Source organism: Alloyangia pacifica, from assembly GCF_900116195.1.
Lineage (GTDB): Bacteria > Pseudomonadota > Alphaproteobacteria > Rhodobacterales > Rhodobacteraceae > Salipiger > Salipiger pacificus.
Genome location: NZ_FOZW01000008.1, coordinates 261,117 through 279,370 on the forward strand (window position 1 = coordinate 261,117; position 18,254 = coordinate 279,370).

The 18,254-nt window shown below is 66.9% G+C and carries 16 protein-coding genes; all 16 read right to left on the reverse strand.

Annotated elements, in window-relative coordinates; genetic code table 11:
* Positions 1-72: 72 nt before the first annotated feature.
* Positions 73-813 carry an amino acid ABC transporter ATP-binding protein gene (locus tag BM397_RS17970; RefSeq protein ID WP_092427435.1) on the reverse strand — a complete coding sequence of 247 codons (741 nt, stop codon included), beginning with the start codon at positions 811-813 and terminating at the stop codon, positions 73-75.
* A 9-nt stretch (positions 814-822) separates the two neighbouring features.
* On the reverse strand, positions 823-1,908 hold the full coding sequence (locus tag BM397_RS17975; RefSeq protein WP_092427437.1) for an amino acid ABC transporter permease: 1,086 nt from the start codon (positions 1,906-1,908) through the stop codon (positions 823-825).
* A 2-nt stretch (positions 1,909-1,910) separates the two neighbouring features.
* Entirely contained in the window at positions 1,911-3,074 is a 1,164-nt protein-coding gene (locus BM397_RS17980; protein WP_092427439.1) for an ABC transporter permease subunit, read from the reverse strand.
* Between the two features lie 66 nt (positions 3,075-3,140).
* Positions 3,141-4,169, reverse strand: a complete 1,029-nt coding sequence (locus tag BM397_RS17985; protein WP_092427441.1) for an amino acid ABC transporter substrate-binding protein — start codon at positions 4,167-4,169, stop codon at positions 3,141-3,143.
* A gap of 93 nt (positions 4,170-4,262) precedes the next feature.
* Positions 4,263-5,012 (reverse strand): SDR family NAD(P)-dependent oxidoreductase, encoded by a 750-nt coding sequence (locus BM397_RS17990; protein WP_092427443.1) that lies wholly within the window; start codon positions 5,010-5,012, stop codon positions 4,263-4,265.
* Entirely contained in the window at positions 5,009-5,722 is a 714-nt protein-coding gene (locus BM397_RS17995) for an SDR family oxidoreductase (protein ID WP_092427445.1), read from the reverse strand. The genes BM397_RS17990 and BM397_RS17995 overlap by 4 nt, the downstream gene beginning before the upstream one ends.
* 170 nt (positions 5,723-5,892) lie before the next feature.
* The gene (locus BM397_RS18000) at positions 5,893-6,816 is read right to left on the reverse strand and encodes a LysR substrate-binding domain-containing protein (protein WP_092427447.1); all 924 of its coding nucleotides are present in this window, start codon (positions 6,814-6,816) and stop codon (positions 5,893-5,895) included.
* A gap of 49 nt (positions 6,817-6,865) precedes the next feature.
* Positions 6,866-8,071 carry an NAD(P)/FAD-dependent oxidoreductase gene (locus BM397_RS18005; protein WP_092427449.1) on the reverse strand — a complete coding sequence of 402 codons (1,206 nt, stop codon included), beginning with the start codon at positions 8,069-8,071 and terminating at the stop codon, positions 6,866-6,868.
* Positions 8,068-8,886, reverse strand: coding sequence for an NAD-dependent epimerase/dehydratase family protein (locus BM397_RS18010; protein ID WP_092427451.1), 819 nt, complete (start codon positions 8,884-8,886; stop codon positions 8,068-8,070). Before BM397_RS18010 ends, BM397_RS18005 begins: the two co-directional genes overlap by 4 nt.
* 10 nt (positions 8,887-8,896) lie before the next feature.
* Complete coding sequence (locus tag BM397_RS18015) at positions 8,897-10,102, reverse strand: pyridoxal phosphate-dependent aminotransferase (protein WP_092427453.1); 1,206 nt, start codon at positions 10,100-10,102, stop codon at positions 8,897-8,899.
* The gene (locus BM397_RS18020) at positions 10,099-11,718 is read right to left on the reverse strand and encodes a hydantoinase B/oxoprolinase family protein (RefSeq protein WP_092427455.1); all 1,620 of its coding nucleotides are present in this window, start codon (positions 11,716-11,718) and stop codon (positions 10,099-10,101) included. The genes BM397_RS18015 and BM397_RS18020 overlap by 4 nt, the downstream gene beginning before the upstream one ends.
* On the reverse strand, positions 11,715-13,796 hold the full coding sequence (locus BM397_RS18025; RefSeq protein ID WP_092427457.1) for a hydantoinase/oxoprolinase family protein: 2,082 nt from the start codon (positions 13,794-13,796) through the stop codon (positions 11,715-11,717). Before BM397_RS18025 ends, BM397_RS18020 begins: the two co-directional genes overlap by 4 nt.
* Positions 13,793-15,472 (reverse strand): thiamine pyrophosphate-binding protein, encoded by a 1,680-nt coding sequence (locus BM397_RS18030; protein ID WP_092427459.1) that lies wholly within the window; start codon positions 15,470-15,472, stop codon positions 13,793-13,795. The genes BM397_RS18025 and BM397_RS18030 overlap by 4 nt, the downstream gene beginning before the upstream one ends.
* Complete coding sequence (locus BM397_RS18035; protein WP_218124897.1) at positions 15,469-16,050, reverse strand: SDR family NAD(P)-dependent oxidoreductase; 582 nt, start codon at positions 16,048-16,050, stop codon at positions 15,469-15,471. The genes BM397_RS18030 and BM397_RS18035 overlap by 4 nt, the downstream gene beginning before the upstream one ends.
* Before the next feature lie 300 nt (positions 16,051-16,350).
* A complete protein-coding gene (locus BM397_RS18040) occupies positions 16,351-17,784 on the reverse strand; it encodes an aldehyde dehydrogenase family protein (protein WP_092427463.1) in 1,434 nt (477 codons plus the stop codon).
* A 35-nt stretch (positions 17,785-17,819) separates the two neighbouring features.
* The coding region (locus BM397_RS18045) for an electron transfer flavoprotein subunit alpha/FixB family protein (RefSeq protein ID WP_218159338.1) at positions 17,820-18,254 on the reverse strand (435 nt) is incomplete at its 5' end.

Below are 18,254 nucleotides of genomic sequence, written 5' to 3' on the forward strand. Positions count from 1 at the left end.
TCCGATCAGAGAGAAAAGGGCGGCTCCCGCATCCGGGAGCCGCCCTTCCTGTGTGGGCAGGGGGGAGGGAGGTCAGTGCCCGAGCACCTGTGACAGGAATTGCGCGCCGCGGTCGGTCTTGGGCGCGGTGAAGAAGTCCTCGGGGCTGCCTTCCTCGACGATCTCGCCGCGGTCCATGAAGATCACCCGGTCGGCGACCTTGCGTGCAAAGCCCATCTCGTGGGTCACGCAGATCATCGTCATTCCTTCTGAGGCGAGCGAGGTCATCACGTCCAGAACCTCGGAAATCATCTCGGGGTCGAGCGCCGATGTCGGCTCGTCGAAGAGCAGAATCTCGGGTTTCATGCACAGCGATCGAGCGATCGCCACGCGCTGCTGCTGCCCGCCCGAGAGCTGGCCCGGGTACTTGTCGGCCTGATCTGGGATGCGGACCTTTTCGAGGTATTTCATCGCCATAGCCTCGGCCTCGGCCAGCGGTGTCTTGCGCACCAGCATGGGGGCCAGCGTGCAGTTCTCCAGCACGGTCATGTGCGGGAAGAGGTTGAAGTGCTGGAACACCATGCCGACCTCGCGGCGGATTTCGTCGATGTTGCCGATATTGTCGTCGAGCTCGGTGCCGAGCACGTTGATCGTGCCGCCGTCGTGCTCTTCGAGGCGGTTGATGCAGCGGATCATCGTGGACTTGCCCGAGCCCGAGGGGCCGCAGACCACGATGCGCTCGCCGCGCCTGACCGTCAGGTCGATGCTGCGAAGCGCGTGGTAGGTGCCGTAGTACTTCTGCAGGCCGCGGATGGAGATGGCGGGAACGGTCATTGCGGACTCCTATCGCTGGCCGGTCGCCATGCGCCGCTCGAGGAAGGCGCCATAGCGGCTGAGGCCGAAGACAAAGATGAAGTAGAGGAAGGCGACGAAGACGTAGACCTCGACGAAGGCGAAGGTCCACTCGCTGGTCCCGAAGGCGGCGTTTGCCGAGGACAGCAGCTCGAAGAAGCCGACGACGACCACCAGCGAGGTCTCCATGAAGGTGATGACGAATTGGTTGATCGTGGCGGGCAGCGCGTTGCGGAAGGCCTGCGGCAGCAGGATGCGCGCAACCCGGTGGCGGTAGGGAATGCCCAGCGACATGGCGGCCTCGTCCTGGCCTTTGGCGACACCCTGCATGCCGCCGCGGATGATTTCGGCCTGGTAGGCAGCGAAGAACAGCGCCGAGCCGGCGATCACCCGGTAGAGCTTTTCCTGCAGCACGAAGTCCGGCAGCACGAAGGGCAGCACGATGGCGCAGGTGAAGAGGATCGAGATCAGCGGCAGCGAGCGCACCGCGTCGATCACCGCACCCGTTGTCCTGGCGATCCAGGGCAGGGTCGAGTTTCGCAGCAGGGCGAAGGCGATGGCCAGCGGCATGCCGATGATCGCCGTGGCGGTGAAGATGAACAACGTCAGGGCCAGCCCGCCCCATTGCTCCTCACGGACCAGCGGCAGACCGAGCAGGCCGCCCTTCATCAGCAGGTAGAAGGTCGCAAACCCCAGCGCCCAGACCGAGGCGATGCGCTTGCCGGTCCAGAGAAACGGAATGCAGCTCAGGACCATGGTGGCGATCACCGCGATGCAGGCCAGCGCCGAGCGCCATTGTTCCTCGTAGGGATAGAGGCCGAAGAGGATCAGCCGCCAGCGATTGGCGATGACCGACCAGCAGGCGCCGCCCGCGGCCCGGCATTCGGCTTGGCGGGCCTCGGCGGAAAAGGTCGCGCGCAGCACGCCCCAGTCCAGCAGCACCCAGCCGATCCACAGGAGCAGACCGAAGCACAGCAGGCTGACGGCCGTCGAAAGCGGCGAGGAGAAGTAATCCTTGCGGATGCGCCCAAGAGGAGTCGCGCGGAGGGGAACGGGTCCGGTGTCGATGGCGGTCATGCTCAGCTCCGGTTCTGGTGGCCCTTGAGGGCGATGGCGCGGTTGATCCGGTTCATCACCGCGGCGAGCGAGAAGTTGATGATGAGGAAGCCCGCCATCAGGATGCCGATCAGCTCGAGCGTCTGCCCCGAGTGGGTGATCGCCGAGGCGACGACCATGAAGAAATCGGCAAAGCCCACGACGATGCCCAGCGTGGTCGCCTTGATGAGCCAGACGTACTGGTTGGTCAGGATCGGCAGCATGGCGCGGATGGCCAGCGGCAGGCGGATGCGGGTGAAACTCTGCCATTCACTGAGCCCGAGCGCCTTGGCGGCCTCGGTCTGGCCGGTGCCGACAGCGATGAAGCCGCCGCGTACGATCTCGCCGATATAGGCACCGCCGTAGATCGCTATGGCGAAGGCGAGCGCATAGACCTCGGGCTGGATCCGGTAGCCGCCACGGATGTTGAGGCCCTTCAGCTCGGGCAGGGTCAGCAGCGGTGTGCCGGGTGTGTGTCCGAGGAAGAAGATCGCGGCGAGCGTGACAAGCGTGACCAGCATCACGGCCAGGCCCCGGCGGCGGCGCAGCACGGGGGGCACGCGGCGGAAACGCCGGGCGAGCGCGAGCCAGAGCAGCAATGTCAGGCCGAGCGCCAGCGTCAGAAAGCCCGCAGCCACGCTCCAGCCTGCGATGTTGAGGCCGGGCAGGTAGATGCCGCGGTTGCTCAGCAGCGCGCCGCCGGCCTCGATGGCCTGCCGCGGCGAGGGCAGGCGGTTGGCGAGCGCGTACCAGAAGAACACCTGCACGATGAGCGGAATATTCCGGAAGATCTCGAGGTAGATGGTGCCGAGAAGCCGCGCGGCCTTGTTGTCCGAGACGCGCGCAAGGCCGACGAGCCCGCCGACCAATGTCGCAAAGGTCAGCCCGATGATCCCGAGAAACAGCGTGTTGAGCACGCCCATCAGCAGGACCCACCAGTAGGGGTCAGAGGAAGAGGTCGGCAGCAGCGAGAAGGTCATGTCCCAGCCGGTGGACTTCCACAGGAAATTCCAGCCCGACAGGATCCCCTGCGCCTGCAGATTGTGTCGCGCCGTCAGCGCCGCCGTCACGACGAGGGCGAGGAGGACGCCCACGTAGAGGATCTGAAGCAGCGCGTTCCGGGATTTCTGATGCTGCAAGAGCGCCATCGAGATCTCTCCTCACGCAGAAAAAAAGGGCCCCCGTCCCGAGGGACGGGGGCAGGGGGGGATGTGTCAGTCGATCACGAAGGGGAAGAGCACGCCGCCTTGGTTCCACAGCGCGGTCAGCTCGCGCGGCATCTTGTAGGGCGAGTCCTGACCGAGGCTGCGCTCGAAGATCTCCGAGTAGTTGCCGACCTTCTTGATCACGTTGTAGGCCCAGTCGTCGGGCAGCCCGAGCGGCGTGCCCATGCCCGGCGTCGCGCCCAGCATCTTGGCGACCTCGTTCGACGGAGGGTTGGCCTTCATCTCGTCGACGTTCTCCGAGGTGACGCCTTCCTGCTCGGCAAAGAGCAGCACCGAGAGGGTCCAGTTGGCGATGTCGAGCCACTCGTCGTCACCCTGACGCACGATCATCACCTCGGGCTCCACTGCCAGCACGTCATCCAGCAGCACGTGCTCGTCGGGGTTCTCGGAAACCGAGCGGGCGATCGCCAGCACCGGACCCCATTGCGCGTAGAGATCGCAACGACCGGAGAAATAGGCGTCTTCGAGCTCTTCGGTCTTCTCGATGGCCACGGTTTCGAGGGTGATGCCGAGGCGCTCGGCATAGGAGGCCACCTGGCGCTCCTGGCTGGCGCCGGCGGGAATGCAGATGGTGCCGCCGTCGGCGTCCGCGAGGCTGGTGAGTCCCAGTTCCTTGTGCGCCATCACCTTGGTGGTGCCGAGGTAGTAGGAATTCGAGAACTGCAGGCCCAGTTCGGTGTCGCGCGACAGCGTGCCGCCCGAGGCCTTGATGATGATATCCACGTCACCCGACTGCAGCGACGGCCAGCGCTGTGCCCAGCTGAGCGGGATGATCTTGAGCGCGGAGGGGTCGCCGAAGATGGCGGTGGCGACGGCGCGGCAGAGGTCGACGTCGAGCCCTTTCCAGTTGCCCTTGTCGTCGACTTCCGCGAAGCCGAGGTACGAGCCGGTGTGGCCCGGGCAATTGAGCGCGCCGCGTTCCTGCACGGTCTTGAGCGTTTCCGAGGCAGCCTGTGCGCTGACGGCAGACAACACGAAGCCGCCCGCCAGAACGGCGGTTTTGAGAATGGATGTCATTCTTGAAGTTCCCTGTCTTGCTTTGTTGGCGTTCTGCGTGCGGATCGCTCCGCGGGGGAGCGCCGGGCGGTGCCGCCCTGGCGCCTGTCGGCCTCAGGCGTAGATGTAGCCGCCGGAGACGATGACGTTTTCACCGGTCATGTAGGTGTTCTTCGGACCGCCGGTCATCAGCACCCACTCGGCGATCTCGCGCGGGGTGCCACCCCGGCCGAGCGGGCTGGCCTTGGCCAGTTCGCCCAAGAAGCCGAGCTGCTTGGCCTTCTCTGTGGCCATGCCGGCGGGCGCGACGGAGTTCACCAGGATGCCCTCGGGGGCGACCTCATGTGCGAAGCTGCGGGTCAGGCTGACCACCGCGGCCTTGGTCGCGGCGTAGTGGGCGTTCTGCGGATGCGCCTTGAAGGCATCGACGGAGGTGATGTTGACGATCCGCCCGCGCACCTCGTCCTTGCGCTCCTGCGCCTGCATGTGGCGCACGGCGGCGACCATCATGTGGTAGGTGCCCTTCACGTTGACCGCGTTAGACGCGTCCCAATCGGCATCGGTGATCTCGAGCAGTGGCTTGCGCGGGAAGATCGCGGCGGAGTTGACCAGCGTGTCGACGCGGCCGAGCTGGGCCGCGACCGCCTCGAAGGCCGCGTGGGCGTCCGGCCCGTTGCGGATGTCGGCGGTGGCGGAGACGCAGGGCAGTCCCTTGCTGCGTGCCGGGGCAAGCGCCGCTTCTGCGGCCTCGGCGTTGATGTCGATGATCCCGAGCGCCGCGGCGCCCTCGGCCACGGCCATTTCGCCGATCAGCGCGCCGAGACCGGCGCCGCCTCCGACGATGACCACGGAAAGTCCCTTCATGTGTTTGCCTCCTTGGCAGGGGTGATGCGGGCGGGAAGAATGTCGAAGCGCGACACGTCGACATGCTCCGGCATCGCCAGCACGGCCATGGTCATGCGCGCGACGTCTTCGGGTTGAAGCGTCGTGCCCGGGCGGTACATGCCGGCCCGGGCCTCGGCGCTCAGCACGTCCGTGTAGAGCGCCGTCTCGATCCGCCCGGCGACGATCTCGGTGACGCGCACGCCATAGTCGGCGAGGTCGAGCCGCAGCGCCTGAGCAAAGCCGCCGACCGCCGCCTTGGTGGCGCAGTAGACCGCCATGTTGGCATAGGGCGCATGCCCCGAGATCGAGCCGGTGAAGAAGACGTGCCCGCTGCCGCGCTTGCACATTCCGGGTACCACGAGGCGGGTGAGCGCGAGCTGGGCAGTGACGTTGACGCTGACCGCCTTTGCGATCTCGGCAGGGTCGATGTCCTGGAAGGGCCCCGGCGGCGGCATCAGCCCGGCGTTGTTGATCAGCACGTCGACCTCGACCCCCGCGAGGGCCTCGGCAACCGCGCCGGTGTCCGCAAGGTCGACACCAAGCGGCATGACGTTGTCGAGCCGACCGAGCTCGTCGAGCGCGGCCTTGTTGCGCCCCAGTGCATGCACGAGGTAGCCCTCGTTGCGCAAAGTTTCGACCAATGCGCGGCCCACGCCGCTGGTCGCTCCCGTGACCAATGCCCTCTTCATGGCACCCTTTCCCCTTTTAATAGACGGAGCTTGCCGCAGCGACGGGAGTCTCAAAATCAAGAAAGACCGAAGATCGACAAGTTTTGCTTGGGCAATCCGGCGGCCATCCTTGAACGTGGGTAGCCGCGAGGGCACACGGGGGTACGCTACCGGCAAGCAGAGCTTGCAGGTCACTCGGCATCAAGCAGCGCCGCCCAATCTTCCGAGGTGATCCAGTCGCAGAACGCGGCGATCGTCTTCACCCGCCGGTGTGCCTTGGGCAGAACCAGATAGAAGCCGGGGATGTCGGCCTCGGGCATGTCGGCCAGTATGTCGAGCCCGAGCGGAGCCACCAACTTGCCCGCGTCAAGATCAGAGAGCGCGTCGATGCGCGAGACGAGACCGATGCCGAGACCCGAGATCGTGCCGCGCCGCATGGTGGCAGCATCCTGGAACTCGATCTCGCCCGCCGCTTCGCGCGAGGGGATTCCGAGATGCGACAGCACGCGCTGCCAGTGCGAACGCGCAAGGACAGGGTGCAGAAGCGTGTGGTTAACCAGATCTGCCGGTGTCTTGACCGTCTCCGCCAGTTCCGGTGCGCAGCAGATGATCTTGGGATCATGCACCAGCAGCGTGACGTCGAAGTCCTTCCAGCGGCCGAACCCCCACTGGATCGAGGCATCGACCTCGTCAGCGGCAAAATCGGGCAGTTCGATCATCGTGGTCAGCCGCAGGTCCGCGCCGGGCATGCGCTCGCGGAAGTGCTCGAGCCGCGCCATCAGGTAGCGGGTGGCAAAATAGGGGCTGACGTTGATGTTGATGCGGTTGCGATAGGTCGCGTTGGTGACGCGCCGCACGCCTTCGATGAATTCGTCGAAACCCGCCCGTACGAAGTGGGAGAAGAGGATCGCCTGTTCCGTCGGCTCGATCACCCGGCCCTTGCGCTGGAACAGCTCGACCTGGAGCATGTCCTCGAGCAGCTTGATCTGCTGGCTGACCGCTTGCGGGGTCACCAGAAGCTCGTCGGCAGCGGCGCGGAAGCTGCCGTGCTTCATCACCGAGGAGAACACCCGCAGCGAATTCAACGGGGGCAGGCGCACCGATCTCGTGCTCATCCTTCGGAGCCTGCCGAATACGCCTGTCCCATGTTTATGTCTCCGTCCGTCAGATGACCGCCCGCTCGAGGAACGGCCGACCTGCCACGATGCGCTCGAAGCCGACCTCGCCGAGATCGAGAGTGCGGAAACCGCCGTAGATGATCAACTCCGAAACGCCGCGTCCCGTCGCCGGACCCTGCTGCAGGCCATGGCCGGAAAAACCGTTGGCAAATATGAAGTTGCCGACCTCGGGGTGGGCACCGACGACCAGGTTGTGGTCAAGCGTGTTGAAGGCATAGTGCCCTGCCCATTGGTTCACAACCTTGATCGCTTCAAAGGACTGCGACCGCTCTGCGAGAGCCGGCCAGATGATCTCTTCGAACTCGTCGTAGCGCGGGTCGAAATCATCCCAGTCCACGGCGGGATCGTCCACGGGCGGGCAGCCGGTGAGGAAGAACTTGCCCTCGGGGCGGCAGAAGACCCCGGTGGGGTCGATCATCAAGGGCAGGCGACCCTGGTTGACCGCGGCGCTGCCCTCGGGCGTCTTGGCGCAGTCGAAGACGAAAAGCGTGCGCTTGCGCGGCTCCACCGGGATGTCGAGACCCGCCATCCGCGCGGTCTTTGCCGCGCGTGGGCCGGAGGCGTTGACCACGGTGCCGGCTCCGATGACAGCCCCCGAGGCCAGCGTGACCGAGGTGACCCGGGCCCCGTCACGGGTGATCTCGACAACCTCGTCGGTCACGAAGTCCGCGCCCTGCGCCCGCGCCTTGTTGCGGAAGCCGTACATCAGGCCGGTGTTGTTGAACCAGCCCTCGCCCGAACGCCCGTAGGAGGCCAACTCGATGTCATCCACGCGCAGGTGCGGGAAGGCGTCGGCCAGCTCGTCGCGGTTCCAAAGAACGACATCCGCGCCGCAGGAGATCTGCGCGTCGTGGTTGTCCTTCAGGATCTGCACCTGCTCGGGGGTGTTTGCCAAGAAGAGGTAGCCGCCGGAATGGAAGTTGAGGTCCGGCTTGTCGCCGTCCACTTCCATCATCTCACCGAAGTTGCGGATGACCTCCGAGCCATACTGGCTGATCTTCACGTTGATCGGATTCGAGAACTGCGTGCGGATCGACGAGGACGACAGCGAGGTCGAGGCCTTCACGTAGGTCGGGTCCTTCTCGATCACCAGCACCGAGCCGGTGAAGTCGGGGTTGGCGGTCAGGTAGTAGGCGACGGCCGAGCCGATGACGGCGCCGCCGACGATGACCACGTCGTAGTGCTGCTTCATTCCGCTGCCTCGTCGTTGGGGTGGCCGAGATTGACGAACCAGCCGCCGATGCGGTGGGTGGCCGGGTCTTTGGGGTCGGCGGCGTCGGTCTTGGCCTCCATCGCCTCGCGATAGGGCTCGGAGCTGTCCTGCGGCTGGTAGCCGAGGAAACCCGAATTGGACATGTTGACCGGCTTTACCTTGTTGTCGGACATGCCGACGGTGATGGTGTTGCCGAGATGCGGCGTGGTCAGGCAGGCGGTGACGAGGCGGATGCAGTCGTCGAAGGACAGCCAGGACCAGAGCATCCGGCGATCGGCGGGCTCGGGGAAGGACGAGAAGATGCGGATGCAGGCGCTCTCGATGCCGAACTTGTCCCAGTAGAGGCTCGCGAGCGATTCCACGAAGCATTTCGACACGCCGTAGAGGCTGTCGGGCCGGGGCTTGGCATCGGCGTCAATGCCGTCGTTGATGCCGTGATAACCTATGGCGTGGACAGAAGAGGCATAGACCACGCGCTTGACGCCATGTTTCCGCGCGCCCTCGTAGATGTGGTAGGAGCCGCGGATATTGCTGTCGAGGATCTCTTCCCAGGGCCGCTCGAGCGGTGCGCCGCCCATGTGCACGATGGCGTCGCAGCCCTCTGTCGCGGCCATGGTGGCGGCCTCGTCGGCAAGGTCGAAGACCAGCGCGGTCTCGTTGGGCTGAAGGTTCTCGCAGGCCACGCGGTCGGCCAGCACCAGCGTGTCGGCCAGCGGCGCGAGGCCGCGCCGCAGTTCGGAGCCAAGGCGCCCCGCGGCGCCGGTGATCAGGATTTTCTTGTAGGGTTTGCTCATCAGTCCAGCCTCAGCGGTCGAGTTTGGCAACGGCGCGCGCGATGCGGGACACAGCTTCGGAAAGCTGCGCCTCGGAGGTCGCGGTCGAGATGCGGAAATAGGGGGAAAGCCCGTAGGCGGAGCCGGGTACGGCAGCGACATGCGCGACATCGAGCAGGTATTTCGTCACCGCCACATCATCCTCCAGCACGGTCCCAGACGGGGTGCGTGCGCCGATCAGCGCGGCGCAACCGATGTAGGCATAGAACGCGCCCTCGGGCGGGTCGAGGGTCAGCGTGTTGATCTGCCGGATGCCCTCGACCACGAGGTCTCGGCGGCGCTCGAACGCCTCGCGGAAGGTCTGCACTTCGTCCTGCGGACCCTCGAGCGCGGCCTGCGCGGCCCGTTGCGCGGGGGCGCTGACCGAAGTGCAGGACTGGCTCTGAACCGTCGCCATGGCCTTGATCAGGTCGCGCGGTCCCGCGGCGTAGCCGACCCGCCAGCCGGTCATCGCATAGGCCTTGGACACGCCGTTCACGATCAGCGTGCGGTCGCGCAGCTGCGGGCAGGCCGCGCCGAAGGAGACGAAGTCGCGCCCGTCGAAGGTGATGTGCTCGTAGATCTCGTCCGACAGGATCATCACCTGCGGGTGCCGGTCCAGCACCGCGCCGAGCGCCTCGAGTTGCGAGCGGGAATAGACCGCGCCCGAGGGGTTGCCCGGCATGTTCAGGAACAGCCAGCGGGTGCGCGGGGTGATCGCCGCCTCGAGCACCTCGGGCGTCAGGCGAAAGCCGCTTTCGGCGGGACAGGCCGGGGTGACCGGCACCCCGCCGAAGAGCTTCGCCATCTCTGGGTAGGAAACGAAATAGGGCGCGGGCAGGATCAGCTCGTCGCCCGCGTCCACCGTCGCCATCAGCGCGTTGAAGATGATCTGCTTGGCACCGTTGGCAACCGCGATCTCGTCCGCGACGTAGTCGAGACCGTTCTCGCGGCGGAACTTCTCGCAGACCGCATGGCGCAGGTCCGGCGTGCCGAGCGAGGCGGTGTAGAGCATTCGGTTGGCGCGCGCTTCGGCAAAGGCGATCTCGGTGACATGGGCGGGCGCGGCGAAATCGGGCTCGCCGAGGCCGAGGTCGATCACGTCGACGCCGGTGGCGGCAAGCTCCTTGGCGGCCTGGCTGACGGCCATCGAGGCCGAGGGTTTGACCACCGAAAGGCGGGTCGCGATATGGGTCATTTTTTGCCTCCGGTGAGGTAGCCCTTGCGCAGGTCGGTCTCGCGCGCCTCAGGATCGCGCGTCTCGGGCGCCCCGAAGCCGCCGCCGCCGGGCAGGTTGAGGATCAGCCGCTTGCCGGCGGGCACGTGCTGCCAGCCCTTGGGCCGCAGTCTGGTGCCGTCGTCGAGTGTCACCGAGCCCGGCGCGCCGTCCTGGCCGCCGTCACGGCCGCGCGCCGCCTGCGTGACCCGGTCGAACATGGCCGAGAAATCGAACTCGTGGCCCTCGGCGGCGCCGATCTCGATGATCTGGCCGAGGCCGCCGCGGAATTCACCGTCGCCGCCGGAGTCGGGGCGCAACTCCTTGCGCCAGATGACCACCGGACCGGTGTGCTCGGTCGCCTCGATCGGCATGGTGTGCACGCCCGAGGGGAAGGCGGTGGCCGAAAGCCCGTCGAGCCCCGGCCGGGCGCCCATGCCGCCCGAGTTAAACATCAGCACCTCGGCGCGCTCGCCGTCCTTGCCCTTTTCGGGGCGGGCAGAGATGTGGATGTTCCACAGTGCACCCGCGCCTTCGGCGAGGATCTTGCCCGGCAGCGCCTTGGCCAGCGCCCCCAGCACGAGATCGGGCACCATGTGGCCGATGACGTGACGCAGCGAGACCGGCGCGGGGCGCTCGGCGTTGAGGATGTTGACCGGCGAGGAGACATCGAAGGCCGCGAGCGAGGCGGAGTTGTTGGGGATGTCCGGCGCGACCACGCATTTGATCGCGTAGCAGGCATAGGCCTTGGTGTAGATCAGCGGCACGTTGATGCCCCAGGGGCTCATGCCGTCCGAGCCTGCGAAATCGACGTTCACCTTGTCGTCCGCGATCTCGATCTCGGCGGCCAGCCGGATTGGTGTGTCGTAGCCGTCGGTGAGCATGTCGTTGGACCATGTGCCCTTGGGCAGATCGGCCAGACGCTCCATGACCGCGGTGCGGGTGCGCGAGAAGATGAAGTTGCCCAGCTCGTCTAGGTTGGCGAAACCGACCTCGTCCAGCATCTCGATCAGCCGCTTGTGGCCGACGTCGTTGCAGGCGGCGAGCGAGTAGAAGTCGCCGATCACCTGGTTCGGCTCGCGCACGTTGGCGCGCAGCATGGCGAGCAGCGTGCGGTTCACCTCGCCGCGCTCGGCGAACTTCATGATCGGGATCTGGATGCCTTCCTCGTAGACCGACTTTCCGTCCGCCCCGAAGCCGCGCCCGCCCACGTCGACGACATGCGCCGTGCAGGCGAAGAAGCCGATCAGTTCGTCGCCCTTGAAGGAGGGCGAGACCATGGTGATGTCATGCAGGTGGCCGGTGCCCTTCCACGGGTCGTTGGTCACGTAGGTGTCGCCCGGGAACATCTGCTCGCGCGGGATCTCGGCGATGAAGTGCAGCACCGCCTCGGCCATGGTGTTCACGTGGCCCGGCGTGCCGGTCACCGCCTGCGCCAGCATCTGGCCCTTCGGATCGAAGACACCGGCGGAGAGGTCGCCCGCCTCGCGGACCGAGGTCGAGAAGGCGGTGCGCAGTAGGGTGAGCGCCTGTTCCTCGACGACCGAGATCAGGCGGTTCCACATGACCTGCATGCGGATTTCATCGACTTGGCTCATGCTTTCGGTCCTTTCCGCACGAGAAGGATGGTGCCGTCGGGCTGGATCACGGCATCGAAGGGAGAGGTGACGATGGTCGAGGTCTCGCGCTCGACGATCACCACGGGGCCGGTGATGCGGTCTCCGGGCTCCAGCGTGTCGCGCTCGGCGATCAGCGTCTGCATCGGCGCGCCGGTGGCGGGGTCGAAGACTTCGCGGCAGGGGCTGACGTCGCGGACCTTGCCGGTGGTATCCAGCGCCACGGTTTCGGGCGCTGCCATGACGTCCTGCGCCTTGACCGAGAAGGTGACGAACTCGATCTCGGGGCCCTCGACGGCGCGGCCGAAGAACTGGGCGTATCGTTCCTTGAAGGCCGCTTCGATGCCGCAGTGGTCGCCGGGGGTGAAGGCGCGGTCGGGCAGGGTTACGGGGATCTCCCAGCCCTGTCCGGCGTAGCGCATGAAGGCAGTGATCTCGCGGGTAATCTCGCCCTCGGTGCCGGCGCGCACGAAGCTCTCGGCTGTCTGCTTCAGCTCGTCCAGCAGCGCGTTCAGCGCCTTGGCGTCGAAGCCCGAGAGCGGCATGATCTTCGAGGCCAGTGCCTCGTAGCCGAAGGGTGCCTTGAGGAAGCCGATGGCCGAGCCCACGCCCGCGCCGCGCGGGATGAGGCACTGGTCGACGCCGAGCTTCTCGCACAGGCGCGCGGCGTGCAGCGGGGCGGCACCACCGAAGGCGATCATGATGTTCTCGCCGATGGCCTTGCCGTTCTCGACCGCGTGCACGCGGGCGGCATTGGCCATGTTCTCATCGACCACCTCGACGATGCCGAAGGCGGCGGCCTGCGCATCGAGCGAGAGCCTGTCACCCACGTCGCGCGCGATCGCGGCGCGGGAGGCGTCGGTCCGGAGCTTGATCTTGCCGCCGGCGAAATTGTCGGGGTCGAGCTTGCCGAGCACCAGGTCGGCGTCGGTGATGGCGGGGCGATCCCCGCCGCGCCCGTAGCAGGCAGGCCCGGGTTCCGAGGCAGCGCTTTCCGGACCGGTCTGGATGCGGCCCATGGCGTCGACCCAGGCGATCGAGCCGCCGCCCGCGCCGATCTCGATCATCTCGATCACCGGGATCGAGATCGGCATGCCCGAGCCCTTGCAGAAGCGGTAGGTGCGGGCGACCTCGAAGGTGCGCGCGGTCTGCGGCTGGAAGTCCTCGATCAGGCAGATCTTGGCGGTGGTGCCGCCCATGTCATAGCTGACCACCCGGTCGAGATCGAAACGCCGCGCCACGTCGGCGGCAAAGATCGCGCCGCCCGCCGGGCCGGATTCCACCAGGCGCACAGGGAACTCGGCCGCCGTCTCGACCGAGATCAGCCCGCCGCCGGAGTGGATCATGAAGACCGGGCAGCGGGCGCCCATCTCCTTCAGCCGGTCCTGCAGGCGGCCGAGGTAATCGGCCATCTGCGGCCGCACGTAGGCGTTGGCGCAGACTGTGTTGAAGCGCTCGAACTCGCGCATCTGCGGCGAGACCTCGGCGGAAATGGAAATCGGCACGTCGAGCTTGGCGCTCAGGATTTCGCGGGCGCGCTCTTCGTGGGCGGGGTTCAGGTAGGAGTGGATGAAGCCGATGGCGACCGCGCCGAAACCCTCGGCCTTGATGGTGTCCGCCAGCGCTTCGAGCGCCGCCTCGTCGAGCGGCTGGATCTCGGTGCCCTTGGCGCTCATGCGGCCCTTGACCGCGAAGCGGTCTTCGCGCGGGATCAGCGGGGTCGGCAGCTTGAGATTGAGATCGTACTGCTCGAAGCGGTTCTCGGTCCGCATCTCGATCACGTCCCGGAAACCCTCGGTGGTCACCAGCGCCGTGCGCGCGCCGCGGCGCTCGATCAGGGCATTGGTGGCCAGCGTGGTGCCGTGGATGACGATGTCAATGTCACCAAAGGCGATGCCCGCGTCGGCACAGACGATCTCCATGCCGTCGAGGATCGCCTGCTCGGGGTTGCTGTAGTTGGTCAACACCTTGGTCGAGTAGAGCGTGCCGCGCACGTCCAGCGCGATGTCGGTGAAGGTGCCGCCGATGTCGGCACCGAGGCGGATGTCGGATCTGGTCATGCGGGTTCCTTACGGGCTGCGAGAGCGGCCTCGCGCATCTGGCTGAGGGTCTGGCGGGGCGTGAGCGCCTCCGGAGAGATGTTGAGTTCGAGTAGCGCGCCGGTCTTCGAGGCGAGCGCCCGGTCGAAGGCGGCGGCGAAATCCTCTGTTGTCTCGACCCGCTCGGCGTGGAAGTCATAGGCCTTCGCGAGAGTGACGAAGTCGGGGTTCTCCATGGTCGTGCCCGAGACGCGCGCCGGGTAGTGGCGTTCCTGGTGGGCTCGGATGGTGCCATAGATCCCGTTGTTGAGCACCAGCACGATGGGCTGCGCGCCGGCCTGCATGGCCGAGGCCAGTTCCTGGCAGTTCATCTGGAAGTCGCCGTCGCCGGCGAAGCAGATGACCGTGCGCTCGGGGCAGGCGACCTTGGCGGCAACGGCGGCCGGAAGGCCGTAGCCCATTGCGCCAGACTGCGGCGCGAGCAGCCGCGCGGCGGGCCCGTAGTGGAAGAATTTGCCCGGCCAGACGGTGAAGTTGCCCGCGCCGTTGGTCAGGATGAAATCCTCGGGAAGCTTGTCGCGCAGCAGCGCGCAGACCTTGCCCATGTCGACGGGCGAGGGCAGGTCGGGCAGCTCGAATCCCGCCTCGTAAGCGTCGCGGCCCGTCTTGCGCCACGCTGCCCAATTGCCTTTGACCGGCTCCAGCGCGCCGAGTGCGGCGGCAAAGGCGTTGGGGCCAGCCTGAATGCCGAGGGCAGGGCGGTAGACCTTGCCGATCTCGATGTCCGAGGCGTGGACGTGGATGATCTTCTGTTTCGGCTGCGGCACGTCTAGCAGTGTGTAGCCGTCGGTGGAGTTCTCGCCGAAGCGGTTGTTCACCGCGACGATCACGTCGGCTTCGGCGATCAGCTTCTTGACCGAGGGGGTCATGCCGACCCCGGCCTCGCCGCAGAATACCGGAGAGTGGTTGTCGAACTGATCCTGGTAGCGGAAGACGGACACGACGGGGATGTCCGACGCTTCGGCAAAGCGTTGCATCGGGGCCGTGCCGGCATCGCGCCAGTTGCAGCCGCCGTAGAGGATTAGCGGCCGTTCCGCCCCGGCGAGCATGTCGCGCAGGCGGGTCATGGCGGAGGCGGCGGGTTCGGCTTCGGTGATCTCGACCGGGCCGGTGAGCGGCGCGGCGGAGGTGAGCGAGGTCAGCATGTCCTCGGGCAGGGCGATGACCACCGGCCCGGGGCGACCGGAGAGAGCGACGGTCCAGGCGCGCGAGAGGATCTCGGGGATGCGCTCCACGAGGTCGATCTCGACGGCCCATTTGACCATGGTGCCGAAGACCGCCTTGTAATCCACCTCCTGGAAGGCCTCGCGGCCCTTCATGTCCGTGCCGACCTGGCCCACGAAGAGGATCATCGGCGCGCTGTCCTGCATCGCGGTGTGCACGCCGATCGAGGCATTGGTGGCGCCGGGCCCGCGGGTCACCATGCAGATACCCGGCGTGCCGGTCAGCTTGCCGTAGGCGGCCGCCATGAAGCTGGCACCGCCCTCGTTGCGGCAGAGCACGTAGTCGAGCTTGCCAGCGGTGTCATGCAGGGCGTCGAGCACGGCAAGATAGCTCTCGCCGGGCACGCCGAAGCTCTTGGTCGCTCCGAGGGCCATCAGGCTCTCGACAAGAAGCTGTCCTCCGTTGCGGATCATTTTGCGGAATTCCTCGTTCTTTCGGGTGTGGATTGCGCCGCGAGCATCATCCGGAGCCGTCTGGCGGCGGCCTCTGGGGTCGGGCCGCAGGGCAGGGTGTGAACCTGCGGAGCGTCTGCCGGCAGCTCGGCGGTAAGGCCGGCGGCGAATTCGGTCAGGGCGGCGGCCAGCGTGCGGGGCAGCAGGCCGGCGCCTTCGGGGAGCGCGATGACCAGGTCGCCGCGCCGAGCGGTGAGCCCGTCCAGCAGCGCGTGGCTGAGATGCAGTGTCGCCGAAAGGTTCACTTCGAGCGCCATGTCGATCTCGGCCTCGGTCAGCTCGGTGAAACCGGGGGTGTCGGGCAGGCGCAGCGCCGCGTGGACCAGTGCATCGACTTCGAGCTCATCGGTGAGGGCGCGCAGCTGGTCGCGGTCGGTCAGGTCGGCATGCATCGGCATGATACCGTGGCTGGCGCGCAGCTCGTCCAGCACCAGCCGGTCGCGCCCCAGAGCGTGGACACGCCAGCCCGCGTCAGCCAGCATGGTGGCAAGGACACGGCCCGTGCCGCGCGTGGCTCCTGTGACGAGTGCGGTCCGCATCCGGGTCCCCTTTCTGTTCATCATGATGATGCCCGCCGGGTGGAGACCGCAAAATCAAGAAAAGGCAGTCATCGGCAAGTTATCCTTGTTGAAGCCGGGCGCTTGCGGGAACGCCTTGGCGTGCAGGGGAGGGCAGCACCTCTGCTTCTCGCAGCGGCTGTCGCAGGGACCGCACCCGCGCCACGGAATCTCCGCCGGCGCGGGGCCCAGTCAGGCCCCGCGCCGGGAGTTCCGAGGGCATGGGCGCGTCAGCGCGCTGGCCAAGGGGGGGGCGGGTTGCGCCGCCGTCAGCGGCCGGTGTCAGCCCGCGAAGCTGTAGGCGGTCTTGACGGCGGTATAGAATTCCATCGCCATCGGCCCCTGCTCGCGGCTGCCGAGGCTCGACGCCTTGCGACCGCCGAAGGGGACATGGTGATCGACGCCGGCGGTGGGCAGGTTCACCATCACCATCCCTGCCTGCGACCTCTGGCGGAATGCCGTGGCATGCTTCAGGGAGCCGGTGCAGATGCCCGAAGACAGGCCGAAACGCGTGTCGTTCGCGGTGGCCAGCGCCTCGTCGAAATCGCCGACCCTGATGACCGAGGCACAGGGGCCAAAGATTTCCTCGCGGCTGCTGCGCATGTCGTTTGTCGCGCCGAGAAAGAGGGCAGGCGCCTGGAAGTGCCCGGGCCGGTCCAGCCGTGCGCCGCCCAGCACCTCGCAGCCCTCTTCTCCCGCAAGCCGGGCGTAGTCGAGGTTGCCCTGCAGCTGCGCCTCGGACACCACCGGGCCGATCTGCGTCTGAGGCTCCAGCGGGTCGCCGACCACCAGTGTGGCGCGGCGCGCCTCGAGCCGCTCGACAAAGGCGTCGTGGATGCCGTCCTGCACGATCAGCCGCGACGAGGCGGTGCAGCGCTGGCCGGTGGCATAGAAGGCTCCGTTGAGACTGGCCTCGACCGCCAGATCGAGATCGGCATCGTCGAGCACTACCATCGGGTTCTTGCCGCCCATCTCGAGCTGCACCTTTTTCATGCCTTCGGCGCAGCCGCGGGCGATGACCCGCCCGACCCGCTCCGAACCGGTGAAGGAGACCGCGGCAATGCGCGGATCCTTGACGAGCACGTCGCCGATCTGCGAGCCCGAGCCCATCACGAGGTTGAACACGCCCGCCGGGCAGCCCGCCTCCTCGAGGACCATCGCCATCACATGGGCGCAGGCCGGCGTGATCTCGGCCGGTTTCAGCACCACCGCATTGCCCGCCGCGAGCGCCGGGGCGCTTTTCCAGGCGGGGATCGCGATGGGAAAGTTCCACGGGGTGATCAGCCCGACCACGCCGAGCGGTTCGCGCGTCACGTCAACCTCGCAGCCGGCGCGGGTCGAAGCGATCTTCTGGCCGCCAAGACGCAGTGCCTCGCCGCCGAAGAACTGGAAGATGTGGCCGGCGCGGGTGACCTCGCCAAGCGCTTCGGGCAGGGTCTTGCCCTCTTCGCGGGTGAGCAGCCGTGCGATTTCTTCGCGGCGGGCGAGGATGATATCGCCGGCTCGGCTCAGCACATCGGCGCGGACCTGCGGCGAGGCGGCGGCCCAGGCAGGCTGCGCCTCTGCGGCGGCATCGATCGCCGCGGTCACGGTCTCGCGGCCGGCTCTGGCGTAGAGCCCGATGAGGTCGTCCGGTTGCGCGGGATTGCGGTTCTCGGTCACGCCGTCCCCGGCCTGCCAGCGTCCCGCGATGTAATTCTGCTGTATGTGGCTCATCTGTCTTTCCGGTGGTTTGCGGGTGCCTAGGCGGCTCAGACCTTGTCGGTGAGTTCCGGCACGGCCTCGAAGAGGTCGGCGACGAGGCCGAAGTCGGCGACCTGGAAGATCGGCGCCTCTTCGTCCTTGTTGATCGCGACGATCACCTTGGAGTCCTTCATGCCCGCGAGGTGCTGGATGGCGCCCGAGATGCCGACGGCAACGTAGAGGTCCGGTGCCACGACCTTGCCGGTCTGGCCGACCTGCCAGTCGTTCGGCGCAAAGCCCGAATCCACTGCGGCGCGCGAGGCGCCCACGGCGGCGCCGAGCTTGTCGGCGAGCTTCTCGATCAGCGCGAAATCCTCTTCCGAGCCGACGCCGCGGCCGCCCGAGACGACGATCTTCGCCGAGGTCAGCTCCGGACGATCGCTCTCGGCCATCTTGTCCTCGACCCATTCCGACAGGGCCGGGTTCTCGCCCGCGCCGATGGT

Coding starts and splice junctions, on each gene's coding strand:
- BM397_RS17970 (WP_092427435.1), bottom strand. CDS start 813: ATGACCGTTCCCGCCATCTCCATCCGCGGCCTGCAGAAGTACTACGGC.
- BM397_RS17975 (WP_092427437.1), bottom strand. CDS start 1,908: ATGACCGCCATCGACACCGGACCCGTTCCCCTCCGCGCGACTCCTCTT.
- BM397_RS17980 (WP_092427439.1), bottom strand. CDS start 3,074: ATGGCGCTCTTGCAGCATCAGAAATCCCGGAACGCGCTGCTTCAGATC.
- BM397_RS17985 (WP_092427441.1), bottom strand. CDS start 4,169: ATGACATCCATTCTCAAAACCGCCGTTCTGGCGGGCGGCTTCGTGTTG.
- BM397_RS17990 (WP_092427443.1), bottom strand. CDS start 5,012: ATGAAGGGACTTTCCGTGGTCATCGTCGGAGGCGGCGCCGGTCTCGGC.
- BM397_RS17995 (WP_092427445.1), bottom strand. CDS start 5,722: ATGAAGAGGGCATTGGTCACGGGAGCGACCAGCGGCGTGGGCCGCGCA.
- BM397_RS18000 (WP_092427447.1), bottom strand. CDS start 6,816: ATGAGCACGAGATCGGTGCGCCTGCCCCCGTTGAATTCGCTGCGGGTG.
- BM397_RS18005 (WP_092427449.1), bottom strand. CDS start 8,071: ATGAAGCAGCACTACGACGTGGTCATCGTCGGCGGCGCCGTCATCGGC.
- BM397_RS18010 (WP_092427451.1), bottom strand. CDS start 8,886: ATGAGCAAACCCTACAAGAAAATCCTGATCACCGGCGCCGCGGGGCGC.
- BM397_RS18015 (WP_092427453.1), bottom strand. CDS start 10,102: ATGACCCATATCGCGACCCGCCTTTCGGTGGTCAAACCCTCGGCCTCG.
- BM397_RS18020 (WP_092427455.1), bottom strand. CDS start 11,718: ATGAGCCAAGTCGATGAAATCCGCATGCAGGTCATGTGGAACCGCCTG.
- BM397_RS18025 (WP_092427457.1), bottom strand. CDS start 13,796: ATGACCAGATCCGACATCCGCCTCGGTGCCGACATCGGCGGCACCTTC.
- BM397_RS18030 (WP_092427459.1), bottom strand. CDS start 15,472: ATGATCCGCAACGGAGGACAGCTTCTTGTCGAGAGCCTGATGGCCCTC.
- BM397_RS18035 (WP_218124897.1), bottom strand. CDS start 16,050: ATGCGGACCGCACTCGTCACAGGAGCCACGCGCGGCACGGGCCGTGTC.
- BM397_RS18040 (WP_092427463.1), bottom strand. CDS start 17,784: ATGAGCCACATACAGCAGAATTACATCGCGGGACGCTGGCAGGCCGGG.